Source organism: Streptomyces sp. NPDC050145 (assembly GCF_044460245.1).
GTDB lineage: Bacteria > Actinomycetota > Actinomycetes > Streptomycetales > Streptomycetaceae > Streptomyces.
Genome location: NZ_JBITJS010000001.1, coordinates 82,079 through 96,826 on the forward strand (window position 1 = coordinate 82,079; position 14,748 = coordinate 96,826).

The window sequence follows — 14,748 nt, forward strand, 5'->3', positions numbered from 1 at the left end:
CCAGCGCGTCGCACTACTCGGCCTGCGCGCCTGCCGCTTCGAGAGCACCCGCCGGGAGACGCCGTCCAGGCAGCGCACCGACACCAGCAGGTCCGTACGCACCCGTCGCTCACGCATCAGTCCACGCGAGGCCAGCTACCCGGCACCGAAGGTGACCCGCGCCGGGTACAGGACCAGAAGCAGCAGCACAGCCAGGCCGGCCCACAAAGCGGCGCGCGGCGCCGTGAGGCTGCCGGCACCCCGGTCGATCAGGAGCAGCAAGCCGAGCAGCATCGCCGAGGACAGCAGCGCGCTGCGCAGATCCGCCGCCCAGCGGCGGTCGTACGTGACCCCGTCGGGGGTCTGCTCGCGACGGCCGACCAGGTCGCGCCGTATGTCGTCGGGACGTTCCATGGCGTCGACGCCAGGACTCCGGGCGGGTGCGCACCTCGGTCCTTGACGCGGCTCTGACGGGCTTCGTGCGCCACCTTGACGCCGGACCGGACCGGGGCGGGCCGTAGGGGCTCCCCGATGTGCGGCAGCGGACCTCGTCCGCGTCAACGCCCCGTCAAGGTCATCGGGTTCGGCGCGAGGAACCCGCAAGGAGCTCTCGGCGCCTGCGGTGACAGGACAGAACCTGAGTGCACCCGCGCACTGTGAAGGAGCACGTGTTCCTATGTCTGCCCTGACCGCCGAGACCGGTACCGCCCGCGCCGCCGAGGAACCCCCGGACAGCGGAGAGCGCCACCGGCTCACCGCCGTGACCGGTCTGGCCGCCCTGTCCCTCGACGCGGTGGCGTCGGTGGCGTACGGTCCGGAGGCGATCGTCCTGGTGCTGGCCGCCGCGGGCGCGGAGGGCCTCGGCTTCACCCTGCCGATCACGCTCGCCATCGCCGGACTGCTCGCGGTACTCGTCGCCTCGTATCGGCATGTCATCGCCGCGTTCCCCGACGGCGGCGGCTCGTACGCGGTCGCCCGTACCCACCTCGGGGCCCGAACGAGCCTGGTGGCAGCGGCCTCGCTGGTCCTGGACTACGTCCTCAACGTCGCCGTGGCCGTCACCGCCGGCGTGGCCGCGCTGACCTCGGCCTTCCCCGCGTGGTACGGCGACCGGCTCTGGATGTGCCTGGGCGTACTCGTCCTGATCACGGGCGTGAATCTGCGCGGCATCGTCGACTCGGCGCGCGCCTTCATCGTGCCGACGGCCGTGTTCGTCGTCTCGGTGCTGGCGCTCATCACGGTCGGCCTGTTTCGCTCCGCGCCCGTCAGCACCACGGCGGCCGAGGGCCACGCCTCCGTGCTCGCGGACAACGCCACCACGGTCGGCGCCCTGCTCCTGCTGAAGGCGTTCGCGTCCGGGTGCAGCGCGCTCACCGGCGTCGAGGCCCTCGCCAACGCCGTGCCGTCCTTCCGCGTCCCGCGCGTGCGCCGGGCCCAGCGCGCGGAGGTCGCCCTCGGAGCCGTCCTCGGGGTCATGCTGATCGGACTGTCCGTCCTGATCTCGCGCTTCCACCTGCAGCCGGTCGAGGGCGTCACCGTCCTCGCGCAGCTCGCGGACGCCTCCCTCGGTCACAACTGGGCTTTCTACGTCATCCAGTTCGCGACGATGATCCTCCTGGCGCTGTCGGCGAACACCTCCTTCGGCGGGCTGCCGGTGCTGCTGAAGCTGCTGGCCCGGGACAACTACCTCCCGCACGTCTTCGCCCTGAAGGCCGACCGTCAGGTCCACCGCCATGGCGTCCTGACCCTGGCCGCCGTCTCGGCCGCCCTGCTGGTCTTCTCCGGCGGCGACACCAACACCCTCGTGCCGCTCTTCGCCATCGGCGTCTTCGTCGGGTTCACCATCGCCCAGGTGGGCATGGTCCGGCACTGGCGCGCACAGCGGGGGAGGGGCCGGTGGGGCAAGGCGGCACTGAACGGGTTCGGCGCGCTGCTCACCGGCGTGTCCGCGGTCGTCGTGACGGCCACGAAGTTCGAGGACGGCGCCTGGCTGATCGTGATCGCGCTGCCCGTGCTGGTCGTGGCCTTCGAGACGGTGCACAGGGCGTACACGCGCATCGGCGAACGGCTGGGCCTCGGCCGCATCCCCGAACCGCCGCACCGGGACCGCTCCGTCGTCATCGTCCCCGTGTCGAGCCTGTCACGCCTGACCTGCGAGGCCCTGAACGCGGCCGCCTCGCTGGGCGACGAGGTGCGGGCGGTCACCGTCTGCCACCCGGACGCCGAGGACCGCGCGCACACCGAGGCCCTCATGCGTGACTGGGCCCTGTGGAACCCCGGTGTGCCGCTGGTCCCACTCCTCTCGGAGCGCCGCGCGCTGGGCCGGCCGATCTCCGCGTACGTACGGGAGACGGGCGGCGCGGCGGTAGGCACCCGGGTGACCGTGCTCATCGCCGAGGTCGAGCCCGACCGGTTGTGGCAGCGCCTCCTGCAGAACCAGCGGGGCGCGGTCGTGGCTCACGCCGTACGCAAGGACACCGACGCGGTGATCTGCAGACTGCGATTCCGCATCACGTGACGCCCCGCCCGCCGGGCTCCGCGCGTGCGCTCGGTCGCCCCATCGAGGGTCACGCGGGGAAGTGGCAGGTCAGCGCACCCGCCCCCGGGCCTTCAGCGGCACCGAGGGCAGCTCGGGCGCGTCCAGGCGATCCCCGTCGTAACCCTTCACGTCGCCGAACCGGGACCCCGTCATCCAGTCCTCCCGGGCCTGCGTGATGTCGTCCTGCGACCGCCCGATGAAGTTCCACCACATGACGAGCTCCTCCTCGAACGGTTCGCCGCCCAGGAGCATCAGGCCCGCGTCCGAGCCCGCCCGCACCGGGAGCTCCGTGCGGCCGCAGCCGAGGTAGAGCATCGAGCCGGGGAGGACGGGGACGTCGTCCACGTGGGTCTCGCCGGACATCGCCAGGACCGCGTACTCGAAGTCCGGGTTCAGGGGGACGCGCACGTCGGAGCCCGCGGTGAGGGTCAGGTCCGCGCCCACGATCGGCGTGTACGTCGAGCCCGGTGACGTGGCGCCGTCGAGCGAGCCGAGGATCACCGTGGCGGTCAGACCCGGGGCCGTCACCGTCGGCAGCTCCGCGTGGTGCTGGAACTGCGGCTCAATGTGGCGGTGCGTGTCCGGGAGCGCGACCCACAGCTGGGCGCCGTGGAGATAGCGCGCGTGGGTCTTCGGGCTCTCCTCCGAGTGCGAGATCGCGCGGCCCGACGTCATCAGGCCCAGCTCGCGCGGGCGGATCGTCTGCAGGCTGCCGGTCGAGTCGCGGTGCAGCACCTCGCCCTCGTGCAGCCAGCTCACCGTCTGCAGGCCCATGTGGGGGTGCGGCGGTACCTGCATGCCCGGCTCGTCCGCGATGTCGTCGGGGCCGTAGTGGTCGACGAAGGCCCAGGCGCCCACCATGCGGCGGCCCAGGTTCGGCAGCAGGCGCCGGACCTCGGTGGACTCGCCGAGCTTCACACGACGCGGGCTGAGAAGCTCACGCACCGGTTCCGCCACGACGAAACCCCGTCCGCCGCACACGGAGGGAACCGCCTCACGATCAAGATTGCTCATGTCGGACAACCTAGGGCCTGCGCGGCCTTCCGTCAGTCCCGCGGCACGAAGTCGCCCCGACGGGCGGCGCGCGTACCGGCGCGTCCGCCGCCCGTACGGGTCACCCCGCGCGCCATCCGCACCACCGGCCACTGGAATGGACGAGTGCCCCATGTGACCGCGGCGAACCAGATGACCCGGGCGACCCTGACGAACCAGGCGGCCCCGGCGCTGGACGCCGCGCCGCCGGACGACTGCCTCGCCCGCAACGACTGGATCTGCGGCGCGTACCTCGACACGCGTCGGCACATCCTCGTCGACGCCGTCGTGCAGCACCTGCAGATCACCGCGGTCGCCGTCGCGATCGCCCTCGTCATCGCCGTGCCGCTGGCCGTCGTCGCCCGCCGCTGGGGCTGGGCCGCCGGACCCGTGCTCGCGCTCACGACCGTGCTCTACACCATCCCTTCGCTCGCGATGTTCTCGCTGCTCCTGCCCGCGTACGGCCTGTCCGCGACACTCGTCGTCGCCGGGCTTGTGCTGTACTCGCTCACCCTGCTCGTCCGGAACATCCTCGCCGGACTCCGGTCCGTTCCCGAGGAGACCCGGCAGGCCGCCCGGGGCATGGGCTACGGGCCGATCCGGCTGCTGCTCACCGTCGAACTGCCGCTCGCGCTGCCCGCCGCGATGGCCGGGCTGCGCATCGCCACCGTGTCCGCCGTCTCGCTCGTGACCGTCGGGGCGATCGTCGGCTACGGGGGACTGGGGAACCTCATCTACTCCGGCATGAACACGTACTTCAAGGCGCAGGTGCTCACCGCCTCCGCGCTGTGTGTCGTGATCGCCGTCGTCGCGGACGTGCTGCTCCTCGGCGTCGGCCGCCTCCTGACCCCCTGGACGAGAGCGAGCCGTTCATGACGACAAGGAGGCGTTCATGACGACAGGGAACCTCGCGTGACGGCCGGGAGGCGGGCGTGAAGACGCTGACCGACGCCTGGGACTGGCTCGCCGACGCCTCGCACTGGGCCGGCGACGACGGCATCTGGCACCGGCTCGCCCAGCACCTCGTCCTGACCGTCGTGTGCCTCGTGGTGAGCTGCCTCATCGCCCTGCCGATCGCCCTCGTGCTCGGCCACCTCGGCAAGGGCGGCGCGCTCGCGGTCAACATCTCCAACGTGGGGCGCGCCGTACCGACCTTCGCCGTCCTCGTCCTGCTCCTGCTCACCCCGCTCGGCCAGTACGGCGAGGGGCCCACCGTCGTCGCGCTGGTGCTGTTCGCCGTGCCGCCCCTGCTCACCAACGCCTACGTGGGCATGCGCGGCGTCGACCGCGGCGTCGTCCAGGCCGCCCGGGGCATGGGGATGACGGGGAAGCAGATGCTGCTGCGCGTCGAGGTGCCCCTCGCCCTGCCCATGATCATGAACGGGGTGCGGATCGCCGCCGTGCAGCTCGTCGCCACCGCCACCATCGCCGCACTCGCGGGCGGCGGCGGACTGGGCCGCATCATCACCGCCGGGTTCAATCTGGCCAGCACCCCGCAGGTCGTCGCCGGTGCCTTCCTCGTCGCGGTCTTCGCCCTCCTCGTAGAGGTCCTGTTCGAGATCGCGGAACGGTGCGCACCGTCCTGGGCACGGGGGAGCGGATGATCAGGCGAAACCTCGCCACGCTTGCGGCGCTGACCGCGCTGCTCGCCGGAGGCTGCTCCAGCGGGCCCACCCTCGAGGACCAGGGCGCGGTGACCGCGCCGCCCGGCGACAGCAAGCAGCTCGTCATCGGCTCCGCCGGATTCACCGAGAGCGACCTGCTCGCCAACCTGTACGCCCTTCTGCTCGACGACGCCGGATACGGCACCCGCATCCTGTCCGTCGCCAACCGGGAGCTGTACGAACCCGCCCTGGAAGCCGGCCAGATCGACGTCGTCCCCGAGTACGCCGCGACGTTCGCCGACTGGCTCAACGCCAAGGCCAACGGGGCCGACGCCACGCCCGCCGGGTCGCCCGACCTCGACGCCACCATGGCCGCCCTGCGCTCTCTCGCCGGGCCCCGCGGCCTCGTCGTCCTGGATCCCGGCAAGGCCGTCGACCAGAACGCCTTCGCCGTGACCTCCGCGTACGCCCGCACCCACCGGCTCCGCAGCCTCAGCGACCTGGGGGCCTCGGGACAGAAGGTGCGGCTCGCCGCCGGTGACGAGTGCGTCCAGCGGCCGTACTGCGCGCCGGGGCTCAAGAAGGTCTACGGGATCGATGTCACTGGCGTCGACCCGAAGGGCGTCGGCACCACGCAGTCCAAGAAGGCCGTGCAGAACGGGCAGGACCAGATGGTGCTGACCACGACCACCGACGCCACGCTCGACGCGTTCGGCCTCGTCCTGCTCGCCGACGACAAGAACCTCCAGAACGCGGACTACATCGTGCCGGTCGTGAACCGTTCCCGGGCGGGCAGCGCCAAGGTCGCCGAGGCGCTCGGCCGGCTCAACCCGGTCCTCACCACCGAGGACCTGGCGTCCCTGAACGAGCAGGTCGACAGCTGGCGCCGGCTCCCCGAGGACGTGGCCCGTACGTATCTCAAGGACAAGGGGCTGCTGTAGGCGGCGGGCCCGGAGACCTCTACTCTCAAGGTGAACTTTAGGGTGAGAGTTCAGGGTTGGTCCGGCCCCGCACCGGCGGCCTCACGCGTCCGCGACCGAGTCGAAAGCGACCTCGTCCCGCCCCACGCCCCGCGCGTCCGCGTCCACCGACCGCCGCAGCGCCTCGTGCAGCTTCGCCGGTGTCAGTACGCCGAGGAAGCGGGAGCCGTCGAGGACCGCGACCCAGCCCGCGTCGTGCTGCAGCATCACGCCGAACGCCTGCTTGAGCGGCGCCCCGACCGGGACCCACGCGTTCATCCGGTGCGCCAGCTCACCGACCCGCACGCCCGCGCCCGCCAGCGTCACTTCGTCGACGCCGATCCAGCCGTGCAGATCCCCCTGCCCGTCCAGGACCACGGCCCAGCGCGCGCCCTCCTCCCGCAGCCGGGCGGCCGCCAGTGCCGCCGGCTCGTTGGTCCCGACCACCGCGGGCTGCTCCAGATCGGCCGCCTCGATCGCGGTCACCGACAGCCGCTTCAGCCCCCGGTCCGCGCCGACGAACTCGGCGACGTACGGCGTCGCCGGCATCCCGAGCACCGCCCCCGGCGTGTCGAACTGTTCGATGCGCCCCTGCCCGTACACCGCGATCCGGTCGCCGAGCCGCACCGCCTCCTCGATGTCGTGCGTGACGAGCAGCACCGTCTTGCGCACCGCCGCCTGCATCCGCAGGAACTCGTCCTGCAACTGCTCGCGCACCACCGGGTCCACCGCGCCGAAGGGCTCGTCCATCAGCAGCACGGGCGGATCGGCGGCCAGTGCCCGCGCCACCCCGACCCGCTGCCGCTGACCGCCCGACAACTGCTCCGGGTACCGGCCCCCGTACGTCTTCGGGTCCAGGCCCACCAGATCGAGCAGCTCGGCGGCGCGGGCCCGCGCCTTCGGCTTCTTCCAGCCGATCAGGGCCGGGACGGTCGCCGTGTTGTCGAGGATCGTGCGGTGCGGGAAGAGGCCGACCTGCTGGATGACGTACCCGATACGGCGGCGCAGCCGCACCGGGTCGACCGTCGCGATGTCCTCGCCGTCGACGAAGATGCGGCCGGAGGTGGGCTCGATGAGCCGGTTGACCATCATCATCGTGGTCGTCTTGCCGCAGCCGGACGGGCCGACGAGCGTGACCAGTTCGCCCTCGGCGACCTCGAAGGAGAGGTCGTCCACCGCCGTCGTGCCGTCCGCGTACCGCTTGGTGACCTGATCGAACCGGATCATGCGCTCACGCTAACCGCGCCCCTCACTCCCCGCTCACCAGCACCACCTCCAGGGTGCGCGGACCGTGCACCCCCTCGACCCGGTCGAGCTCGATGTCGCTCGTCGCGGACGGGCCGGAGATCCACGTCAGCGGGCGCGCCGGATCGAGCCGTTCCAGCGCCTGCGGCACCGAGGACACGACCTGGTCGGGGACCCGTACGACGCAGATGTGGTGGTCGGGGATCAGGGTGATGCGGCGCCGTCCCTGGTCGGGGGAGCCGTCCAGGACGATCGTGCCGGTCTCGGCGATCGCGACCGCGCACCCCGTCACGACGCTCTCCACGCGGTCCAGTTCCGCCGGCGTGCTGACCGCCCGGTCGTGGACGCGCGGCGGGTCGGCGGCCGACATCCACTCCGGGGGAAGCCCCGGCGGGACCAGCACCGAATCCGGCCCCCGCGCGGCCAGCAACCGCATGATCAGGAGGGGCAGCTCCGCGCCGTCGCAGCGGTGCACGATCGCCCGGTAGTCCGCCAGGTTCTCGGCCAGCAGTTCCACCGTCTCCTCGACGCTCCGCCCGCCGTGCTCGCGCAGATAGCTCCGGTCGACGTCCGTGCCGTACGAGGACGGCGGCTCGACCGGGCCGCCGAGCGCCCGCCGCACCCGGCCCAGGATCACGTCCCTGCTGCTCATTTGCCGGCCTCCTTGCCGCCGTCGGTCCGCTGCCACCAGTCGCGGAAGGACTCCGCGGGCACCTGCGGGAGATCGCGGGTGTCCGTCCACGCACGGCCCGGCCCCGGCACCGTCCGCGGATGGAAGCGCCGGGTGCGGGCGGCCAGGCGCTGGCCGGCCGCGAGCGCCGCCGGATGGGTGAACGCCCAGCGGGCGGCCCGCATCGCGGCCCGCTCGGCGGCATGCCCCTTGGCCGGCTTGAGGGTGACCTTCGTGCCGCGCCGGGTCACCGGACCGCCCTCCACCACCCGCTCCCGCAGATGGACGAGGACCTCGGGGATGTCGATGGCGACCGGGCACACCTCGTAGCAGGCGCCGCACAGCGAGGACGCGTACGGCAGGGAGGCGTCGATCTCGCTCTGTGTGCCGCGCAGTTGGGGGCTGAGGATCGCGCCGATGGGCCCCGGGTACACGGAGCCGTAGGCGTGCCCGCCGGCCCGCTCGTAGACCGGGCACACGTTCAGGCACGCCGAGCAGCGGATGCAGCGCAGTGCCTGGCGTCCGACCTCGTCGGCGAGGGTGTCCGTGCGCCCGTTGTCGAGCAGCACGAGGTGGAAGGTCCGCGGGCCGTCGGAGTCGGTGGTGCCGGTCCATGTCGACGTGTACGGGTTCATGCGCTCGGCGGTCGAGGAGCGCGGCAGGGTCTGCAGGAAGACCTCCAGGTCCTGCCAGGTCGGCACGATCTTCTCGATGCCGACGACCGAGATCAGCGTCTCGGGCAGGGTCAGGCACATGCGGCCGTTGCCCTCGGACTCGACGACCACGAGGGTGCCGGTCTCGGCGACCATGAAGTTCGCGCCGGAGATGCCCACCTTGGCGCGCAGGAACTTCTCCCGCAGATGCAGCCGGGCCGCCTCGGCGAGCTCGGCCGGGGTGTCGGTCAGCCCGTCCGGGGCCGGGCGCCCCCAACTCCCCATCTCCTTCTTGAAGATGTCGCGGATCTCGCCGCGATTGCGGTGGATCGCCGGGACCAGGATGTGTGAGGGACGGTCGTCGCCGAGCTGCACGATCAGCTCCGCGAGGTCGGTCTCGTAGGCGCGGACACCCTCGGCCTCCAGCGCCTCGTTGAGCCCGATCTCCTGCGTGGCCATCGACTTGACCTTGACGACCTCCCGCTCGCCGGTCGCGAGGACGAGCCGGGTGACGATCCGGTTCGCCTCGTCGGCGTCGGCCGCCCAGTGGACGGTGCCGCCCGCCGCCGTCACCGACTCCTCCAACTGGACGAGATAGTGCTCCAGATGGCGCAGCGTGTGGTCCTTGATCTGCTTGCCCGCCTCGCGCAGCCGCCCCCAGTCGTCCAGCTCGGCGACCGCCCGGGCGCGCTTGTCGCGGATCGTGTGGGTCGCGTGCCGCAGATTGGCGCGCAGCGTCGTGTTCCGTACGGCGTCGTGCGCGGCCTCCGGGAAGGCGGGCATGCCGACAAACGTGCCGCTCATACGAGGGGCTCCTCTTCCGTGCTCGCCAGGATCTCCGCGATGTGCACCGGCCGCATGCCGACCTGCATCCGCGACATCGTGCCGCCGAGGTGCATCAGACAGGAGTTGTCGGCCGCGCACAGCACCTCGGCGCCGGTCGCCGCCGCGTTGTGCACCTTGTCCGCGCCCATGGCCGCCGAGACATCGGAGTTCTTCACGGCGAAGGTGCCGCCGAAGCCGCAGCACTCCTGTGCGCCCGGAAGCTCCCGCAGCTCCAGGCCCTTCACCGCCGCGAGCAGCCGGGTCGGACGGTCGCCGAGGCCGAGCGAGCGCAGGCCGTGACAGGTGGGGTGGTAGGTGACCGTGTGCGGGTAGCACGCCCCGACGTCCGTCACGCCCAGGACGTCGACGAGGAACTCGGTGAGTTCGTACGTCTTCGGGATCACCGGCGCGAGCGCGGTCGCGAGCCGGTCGCCGCGTCCCTCCGCGCGGGCCCGCTCGCCCATCCGCGGGTACAGCTCGCGCACCATCGCGGCGCACGAACCCGACGGCGTGATGATTGCGTCGTAATCACCCGAGGCGACTCCGGGACCGAATACATCGGAGTAATGCCGGGCGAGCGGCTCGGCCTCGTGGCGGTAGCCGGTGTTGTAGTGAGGCTGCCCGCAGCAGGTCTGCGCGGCCGGGAAGTCCACCTCGACGCCCAGCCTGGTCAGCAGTTTCACCACCGCACGGCCGGTGTCCGGATAGAGCGTGTCGTTGACACAGGTCAGGAAGAGTGCGACACGCATCGTGGCCCCTTCGTCGGGTCGGCTCGGGTCGATCATCGGATGGGTGCAGCGTACGTCGTCGAGGCCTGCCGGTCACGGGGTGTGCGCGGACGGCCGCGCCCGGCTGACGGTCCGTCACGGGCCGCGGTCCGTCCCGTCCGGGGCCCGCCCGCCCCGGACGCGTGGGCATGTGCTGAACTGGGCCCCGTCCCGGTCGTCCGGAATCCGGGGCCTTCGTACCGTCATCCGATCCGTCATCCGATCAGCCGTCATGGAGTCGAATTGAGCGCCGCGCGATACCGGCAGGCCGGGGTCGTCCTCACCGACCGCCGTTTCTCCGTCCCGTTGGACCACTCCGCCCCCGACGGCGAGAAGATCGAGCTGTACGCGCGCGAGGCCGTCGCGCCGGGCCGCGAGGACGCGGACCTGCCCTGGCTGCTCTACCTCCAGGGCGGCCCCGGGTTCGGCGCCAACCGCTTCTCCGGCACCCAGGCCTGGCTCGGCCGCGCTCTGAAGGACTACCGCGTCCTCCTCCTCGACCAGCGCGGCACCGGCGCCTCCGCGCCGGTCAACCGGCAGACGCTCCCGCTGCGCGGCGACGCGCCGCAGCAGGCCGCGTACCTGGGCTTCTTCCGCGCCGACTCGATCGTGCGGGACTGCGAACTCGTCCGCCGCGAGGTCACCGGGGGCGCGCCCTGGACCGTGCTCGGCCAGAGCTTCGGCGGCTTCTGCACGGTCAACTACCTGTCGACGGCGCCCGAGGGCCTGGCCGCCGCGCTGATCACCGGCGGACTGCCGACCCTCGACGGGCACGCGGACGACGTGTACCGGGCCGCGTACCCGCGCGTCGAGCGCAAGGTCCGCGCGCACTACGCCCGCTACCCGATGGACGTCGAGCGGGCCCGCGAGATCGGCGCGTACGTCCTGGAGCACGAGCCCGTCCTGCCGAACGGCTACCGGCTCACCCTGGAGGCCTTCCAGTCCCTCGGCATCTGGCTCGGCGCGGGCGACGGCAGTGACCGCCTGCACTACCTGCTGGAGGACGCGTTCGTACGGAGCCCGGGCGGGCGCGAGCTGTCCGACGCGTTCCAGGAGCAGATCGGCGCGGCCCTGTCGTACGCGAGCCATCCGCTGTACGCCGTGCTGCACGAGGCGATCTACGCGCAGGGCGGTCGGGCCACCGACTGGTCGGCGGAGCGGGTGCGGGGCGAGTTCCCGCAGTTCGACGGAGCGAAAGCGCTGGCGAACGGGGGCGCGCTGCTCTTCACCGGGGAGAGCGTGCATCCCTGGCAGTTCGACGCCGACCCCGCGCTGCGGCCCCTGCGGGAGGCGGCGGAGCTGGTCGCCGGGCGGGTGGACTGGGCGCCGCTGTACGACTCCGTGCGGCTGGCGGCGAACGAGGTTCCTGTTGCCGCGGCCGTCTATCACGACGACATGTACGTGGATACGGGGATGGCGCTTCGGACGGCCGACGCGATCCGGGGGGCCCGGAGCTGGGTGACGAACGAGTTCGAGCACGACGGGGTTCGGGCGGGTGGGTCCCGGGTGCTCGATCGGTTGCTGGGGATGGTGCGCGGGGAGGTGTAGCGACGTAGCTTCGGTGGGTTCGTTGCCGGGTGCGGGCCGGTGGGAGCTGGTCGCAGTTCCCCGCGCCCCTGAAATGCAGACGCTTCGCGTCGCATTTCCCGGACCGCGGCCGCCCCGGAAACATCGTGCCGCCCGCCGCACAGGCGCATACGCTGCCTGGCATGAGCGTGCCTGAGACTGAGAAGACGGCGCTGAAGCCGATGCCGGACGACTGGAGCCGGGCGCTGGCCGTCGTGGCGCACCCCGACGACCTGGAGTACGGCTGCGCCGCCGCGATCGCCGGGTGGACCGACGCCGGCCGCGAGGTCACCTACGTACTGGCCACCCGCGGCGAGGCCGGCATCGACACCCTGGAGCCGGAGAAGTGCGGCCCGCTGCGCGAGCAGGAGCAGCGGGCCAGCGCGGCCGTCGTCGGCGTGGACACCGTCGAGTTCCTCGGCCACCAGGACGGCGTCATCGAGTACGGCACGGCCCTGCGCCGCGACATCGCCGCCGCGATCCGCCGCCACCGCCCCGAACTGGTCATCACCCTCAACCACCGGGACACCTGGGGCGGCGTCTACTGGAACACGCCGGACCACGTGGCCGTCGGCCGGGCCACCCTCGACGCCGCCTCCGACGCGGGAAACCGCTGGATCTTCCCCGAGCTCGTCGAACAGGGCCTGGAACCCTGGAACGGGGTGAAGTGGGTGGCCGTCGCGGGCTCGGCGCAGCCCACGCACGCCGTCGACGCGACCCCCGGCCTGGAGCGCTCCGTGCGGTCCCTGCTCGAACACCGCACGTACATCGAGGTGTTGACGAGCGAGGACCCGGAGACCTACTGCCGCACCTTCCTCACCGGGAACGCGCAGGCCGTGGCCGAGCGCTTCGGCGGGAAGCCCGCCGTGGCGTTCGAGGTGTTCAGCCGCTGACCTCCGCCTCCACCCGGATCGGGGCCCTGGCGGGCAGCATGCGGAGCGCGGCCACGGCCGCGAGCGCCGTGAGCAGCGCCAGCACCGTCAGGGTCGTGCTCATGGACGCGGTGAAGTCGGCCGCGGAGGAGGCACCCGCCGGGGAGAGCAGGAGCATCGTCGCCACGGCCACGCCGAGACTCGGGCCGATGTTCATCGCCGTCTGCTGAAGGCCGCCCGCCACTCCGGCGTCGGCGCGGGGCGCCCGCCGGACCAGGACCTCCGTCGCGGTCACCATGACCGTGCCGAAGCCGGCTCCCATCGCCAACGCGCAGGCTCCGACGGCGAGTCCGGGCGCGTCGGCGGCGAGCCGGCCGAAGGCCAGGACACCCAGGGCCAGCACCGCGAGCCCGCCGGCCGTCGTCGCCCGCGCCCCGTGCCGCCGCAGCAGCACCGCGCCAAGCGGCGCCGCGAGGACCATGCACAGCGCGGCCGGCAGCATCCGCAGCGCGGTGGCCAGGGCGTCCAGGTGCTGCACGTCCTGGAGGAAGTACGTCGCCGAGAACAGCGCGCCGAACAGCGCCGCGGACGCCGTCAGCAGGATGCCGAGGGAGGCCGCCGTGACCGGGGCGGCGACCACCGCGGGGGAGAGCAGCGGGCTCGGAGTGCGGCGTTCGTGGCGTACGAGGAGCGCACCTGCGACGCCCGCGCCGACGAGGGCCGGGACGGCGACCGTCGCGTCGGGGAGTGACACGAGCGCCGTGACCACGCCCGCCAGCGCGCAGCCGAGGAGCAGCGCGCCCAGCGGATCGAGCCCGACCGGCCGCTTCCGGGACGGGCCCGCCGCCTCCGGATCCCGTACGAGGAGCACGAGCGCGGCGATCACCAGCGCGGGCGGCACGCCCAGGAAGAACACCGAACGCCAGCCGAAATGCGCCGTGAGCACGCCGCCGACGACCGGGCCCGCCGCGGCCGCGAGCCCGATCGCCGCGGTGCGGGCGGCGATCGGCGGGCCCAGCCGGTCCGCCGGGAACGCCGCTCGCAGCATGCCGAGCGTCGCCGGCTGCAACAGCGCCCCGCACACGCCCTGCACCACCCGCAGCCCGATCAGCAGGCCGATGTCCGGGGCGAGCCCGACCCCCGCCGAGGCCGCCGCGAAGCCCAGCATCCCGTACCCGAACAGGCGCCGGTGCCCGTACCGGTCGCCGAGCCGGCCCGCGAAGACGAGCAGGCTCGCCACCGTGATCAGGTACGCGGTGCTGGTCCACTGGACCTGGTCCAGGCCGGCCCCGAGGTCGTCGCCCAGCGCGGGCTGCGCGACGGTCAGGACGGTGCCGTCGAGCGCGACGAGCACCGCGCCGACCACGCTGCCCGCGAGCGTGATCCGGCGGTGCGCCGTGCCGCTCATCGGGCGACCGGGCCCAGGTGGGCGTCCAGTACGGTGGTGAGGAGCGGGTCGACCGCCTCGGACCCGGTGGCGAGCTGCAGGCTGCCCCAGCCCCATAGCTGGGCCACCCCGTGCAGGTTTGCCCACAACGCGCCTGCCACGACGGAGGGTTCGGCCTCCGGGCGGACCTCGGCGATCAGCTCCACGAGCACACCGAAGAGCGGAAGGCTCGTGTCCCGCAGCCCGAACCGGTCGCTCTCCAGCAGATCGTGACGGAACATCAGCTCGTACATCCCGCGATGGCGGGCCGCGAAGTCCAGGTAGACGCGGGCGAGGGCGGTGATCCGGGTGCGCGGGTCCCGGTCCGTCTCCGCCAGGGTCCCGGTGACGCGCGCCCCCAGATCCGTGAAGCCGCGCCGCGCGATTGCCGACAGGAGCTCCAGGTGCGTCGGGAAGTAGCGGCGCGGGGCGCCGTGCGAGACACCGGCCCGGCGGGCGATCTCCCGCAGCGACAGGGCCGCGGCGCCCTCCGCGTCGACGAGCGCGACCCCCGTGTCCACGAGCCGGTCGCGCAGGCTCGCGCCGCCGTCCGGGGCGGGCTCGGGAGGCTGATGATCTGACGGTGCGGATTCAGGCATAGACAGTGTCTA

The 14,748-nt window shown here is 72.7% G+C and carries 14 protein-coding genes; 6 read left to right on the plus strand and 8 right to left on the minus strand.

Annotation, left to right across the window (positions count from 1 at the left end):
- Positions 1-135 precede the first annotated feature (135 nt).
- On the minus strand, positions 136-393 hold the full coding sequence (locus ACIBTU_RS00435) for a hypothetical protein (protein WP_399123637.1): 258 nt from the start codon (positions 391-393) through the stop codon (positions 136-138).
- Positions 394-655: 262 nt separating this feature from the next.
- Between ACIBTU_RS00435 and ACIBTU_RS00440 the strand changes: the two genes are divergently transcribed.
- Positions 656-2,497: an APC family permease gene (locus ACIBTU_RS00440; RefSeq protein WP_399123638.1), complete on the plus strand. Its 1,842-nt coding sequence runs from the start codon at positions 656-658 to the stop codon at positions 2,495-2,497.
- A gap of 69 nt (positions 2,498-2,566) precedes the next feature.
- Here the strand turns inward: ACIBTU_RS00440 and ACIBTU_RS00445 are convergent, their stop codons facing one another.
- On the minus strand, positions 2,567-3,532 hold the full coding sequence (locus tag ACIBTU_RS00445) for a pirin family protein (protein ID WP_399123639.1): 966 nt from the start codon (positions 3,530-3,532) through the stop codon (positions 2,567-2,569).
- A 171-nt stretch (positions 3,533-3,703) separates the two neighbouring features.
- Between ACIBTU_RS00445 and ACIBTU_RS00450 the strand changes: the two genes are divergently transcribed.
- The 3 genes from ACIBTU_RS00450 to ACIBTU_RS00460 are packed head-to-tail and all read left to right on the plus strand — an operon-like array spanning position 3,704 to position 6,095.
- The gene (locus ACIBTU_RS00450; RefSeq protein WP_399124206.1) at positions 3,704-4,426 is read left to right on the plus strand and encodes an ABC transporter permease; all 723 of its coding nucleotides are present in this window, start codon (positions 3,704-3,706) and stop codon (positions 4,424-4,426) included.
- A gap of 56 nt (positions 4,427-4,482) precedes the next feature.
- Complete coding sequence (locus ACIBTU_RS00455; protein WP_399123640.1) at positions 4,483-5,154, plus strand: ABC transporter permease; 672 nt, start codon at positions 4,483-4,485, stop codon at positions 5,152-5,154.
- The gene (locus ACIBTU_RS00460) at positions 5,151-6,095 is read left to right on the plus strand and encodes an ABC transporter substrate-binding protein (protein WP_399123641.1); all 945 of its coding nucleotides are present in this window, start codon (positions 5,151-5,153) and stop codon (positions 6,093-6,095) included. Before ACIBTU_RS00455 ends, ACIBTU_RS00460 begins: the two co-directional genes overlap by 4 nt.
- Before the next feature lie 81 nt (positions 6,096-6,176).
- Here the strand turns inward: ACIBTU_RS00460 and ACIBTU_RS00465 are convergent, their stop codons facing one another.
- From ACIBTU_RS00465 to ACIBTU_RS00480, 4 genes are read right to left on the minus strand one after another with little or no spacing between them, the layout of a single operon-like run.
- Complete coding sequence (locus tag ACIBTU_RS00465) at positions 6,177-7,340, minus strand: ABC transporter ATP-binding protein (RefSeq protein WP_399123642.1); 1,164 nt, start codon at positions 7,338-7,340, stop codon at positions 6,177-6,179.
- A gap of 22 nt (positions 7,341-7,362) precedes the next feature.
- Entirely contained in the window at positions 7,363-8,010 is a 648-nt protein-coding gene (locus ACIBTU_RS00470) for a lactate utilization protein C (RefSeq protein ID WP_399123643.1), read from the minus strand.
- Complete coding sequence (locus ACIBTU_RS00475; protein WP_399123644.1) at positions 8,007-9,485, minus strand: LutB/LldF family L-lactate oxidation iron-sulfur protein; 1,479 nt, start codon at positions 9,483-9,485, stop codon at positions 8,007-8,009. The genes ACIBTU_RS00470 and ACIBTU_RS00475 overlap by 4 nt, the downstream gene beginning before the upstream one ends.
- A complete protein-coding gene (locus ACIBTU_RS00480; protein ID WP_399123645.1) occupies positions 9,482-10,255 on the minus strand; it encodes a (Fe-S)-binding protein in 774 nt (257 codons plus the stop codon). Before ACIBTU_RS00480 ends, ACIBTU_RS00475 begins: the two co-directional genes overlap by 4 nt.
- Before the next feature lie 261 nt (positions 10,256-10,516).
- On the opposite strand from ACIBTU_RS00480, the gene ACIBTU_RS00485 reads away from it, so the two are divergent.
- Complete coding sequence (locus ACIBTU_RS00485) at positions 10,517-11,821, plus strand: alpha/beta fold hydrolase (RefSeq protein WP_399123646.1); 1,305 nt, start codon at positions 10,517-10,519, stop codon at positions 11,819-11,821.
- A 161-nt stretch (positions 11,822-11,982) separates the two neighbouring features.
- Entirely contained in the window at positions 11,983-12,732 is a 750-nt protein-coding gene (locus tag ACIBTU_RS00490; RefSeq protein ID WP_399123647.1) for a PIG-L deacetylase family protein, read from the plus strand.
- Here ACIBTU_RS00490 and ACIBTU_RS00495 read toward each other — a convergent pair.
- Positions 12,722-14,119 carry an MFS transporter gene (locus ACIBTU_RS00495; protein WP_399123648.1) on the minus strand — a complete coding sequence of 466 codons (1,398 nt, stop codon included), beginning with the start codon at positions 14,117-14,119 and terminating at the stop codon, positions 12,722-12,724. The genes ACIBTU_RS00490 and ACIBTU_RS00495 overlap by 11 nt on opposite strands.
- On the minus strand, positions 14,116-14,736 hold the full coding sequence (locus ACIBTU_RS00500; RefSeq protein WP_399123649.1) for a TetR/AcrR family transcriptional regulator: 621 nt from the start codon (positions 14,734-14,736) through the stop codon (positions 14,116-14,118). Before ACIBTU_RS00500 ends, ACIBTU_RS00495 begins: the two co-directional genes overlap by 4 nt.
- Positions 14,737-14,748 lie beyond the last annotated feature (12 nt).

Bases quoted from the DNA above. Each gene is read 5' to 3' on its own strand.
- ACIBTU_RS00435 (WP_399123637.1), bottom strand. From the start codon at position 393: ATGGAACGTCCCGACGACATACGGCGCGACCTGGTCGGCCGTCGCGAG.
- ACIBTU_RS00440 (WP_399123638.1), top strand. From the start codon at position 656: ATGTCTGCCCTGACCGCCGAGACCGGTACCGCCCGCGCCGCCGAGGAA.
- ACIBTU_RS00445 (WP_399123639.1), bottom strand. From the start codon at position 3,532: ATGAGCAATCTTGATCGTGAGGCGGTTCCCTCCGTGTGCGGCGGACGG.
- ACIBTU_RS00450 (WP_399124206.1), top strand. From the start codon at position 3,704: ATGACCCGGGCGACCCTGACGAACCAGGCGGCCCCGGCGCTGGACGCC.
- ACIBTU_RS00460 (WP_399123641.1), top strand. From the start codon at position 5,151: ATGATCAGGCGAAACCTCGCCACGCTTGCGGCGCTGACCGCGCTGCTC.
- ACIBTU_RS00465 (WP_399123642.1), bottom strand. From the start codon at position 7,340: ATGATCCGGTTCGATCAGGTCACCAAGCGGTACGCGGACGGCACGACG.
- ACIBTU_RS00470 (WP_399123643.1), bottom strand. From the start codon at position 8,010: ATGAGCAGCAGGGACGTGATCCTGGGCCGGGTGCGGCGGGCGCTCGGC.
- ACIBTU_RS00475 (WP_399123644.1), bottom strand. From the start codon at position 9,485: ATGAGCGGCACGTTTGTCGGCATGCCCGCCTTCCCGGAGGCCGCGCAC.
- ACIBTU_RS00480 (WP_399123645.1), bottom strand. From the start codon at position 10,255: ATGCGTGTCGCACTCTTCCTGACCTGTGTCAACGACACGCTCTATCCG.
- ACIBTU_RS00490 (WP_399123647.1), top strand. From the start codon at position 11,983: ATGAGCGTGCCTGAGACTGAGAAGACGGCGCTGAAGCCGATGCCGGAC.
- ACIBTU_RS00495 (WP_399123648.1), bottom strand. From the start codon at position 14,119: ATGAGCGGCACGGCGCACCGCCGGATCACGCTCGCGGGCAGCGTGGTC.
- ACIBTU_RS00500 (WP_399123649.1), bottom strand. From the start codon at position 14,736: ATGCCTGAATCCGCACCGTCAGATCATCAGCCTCCCGAGCCCGCCCCG.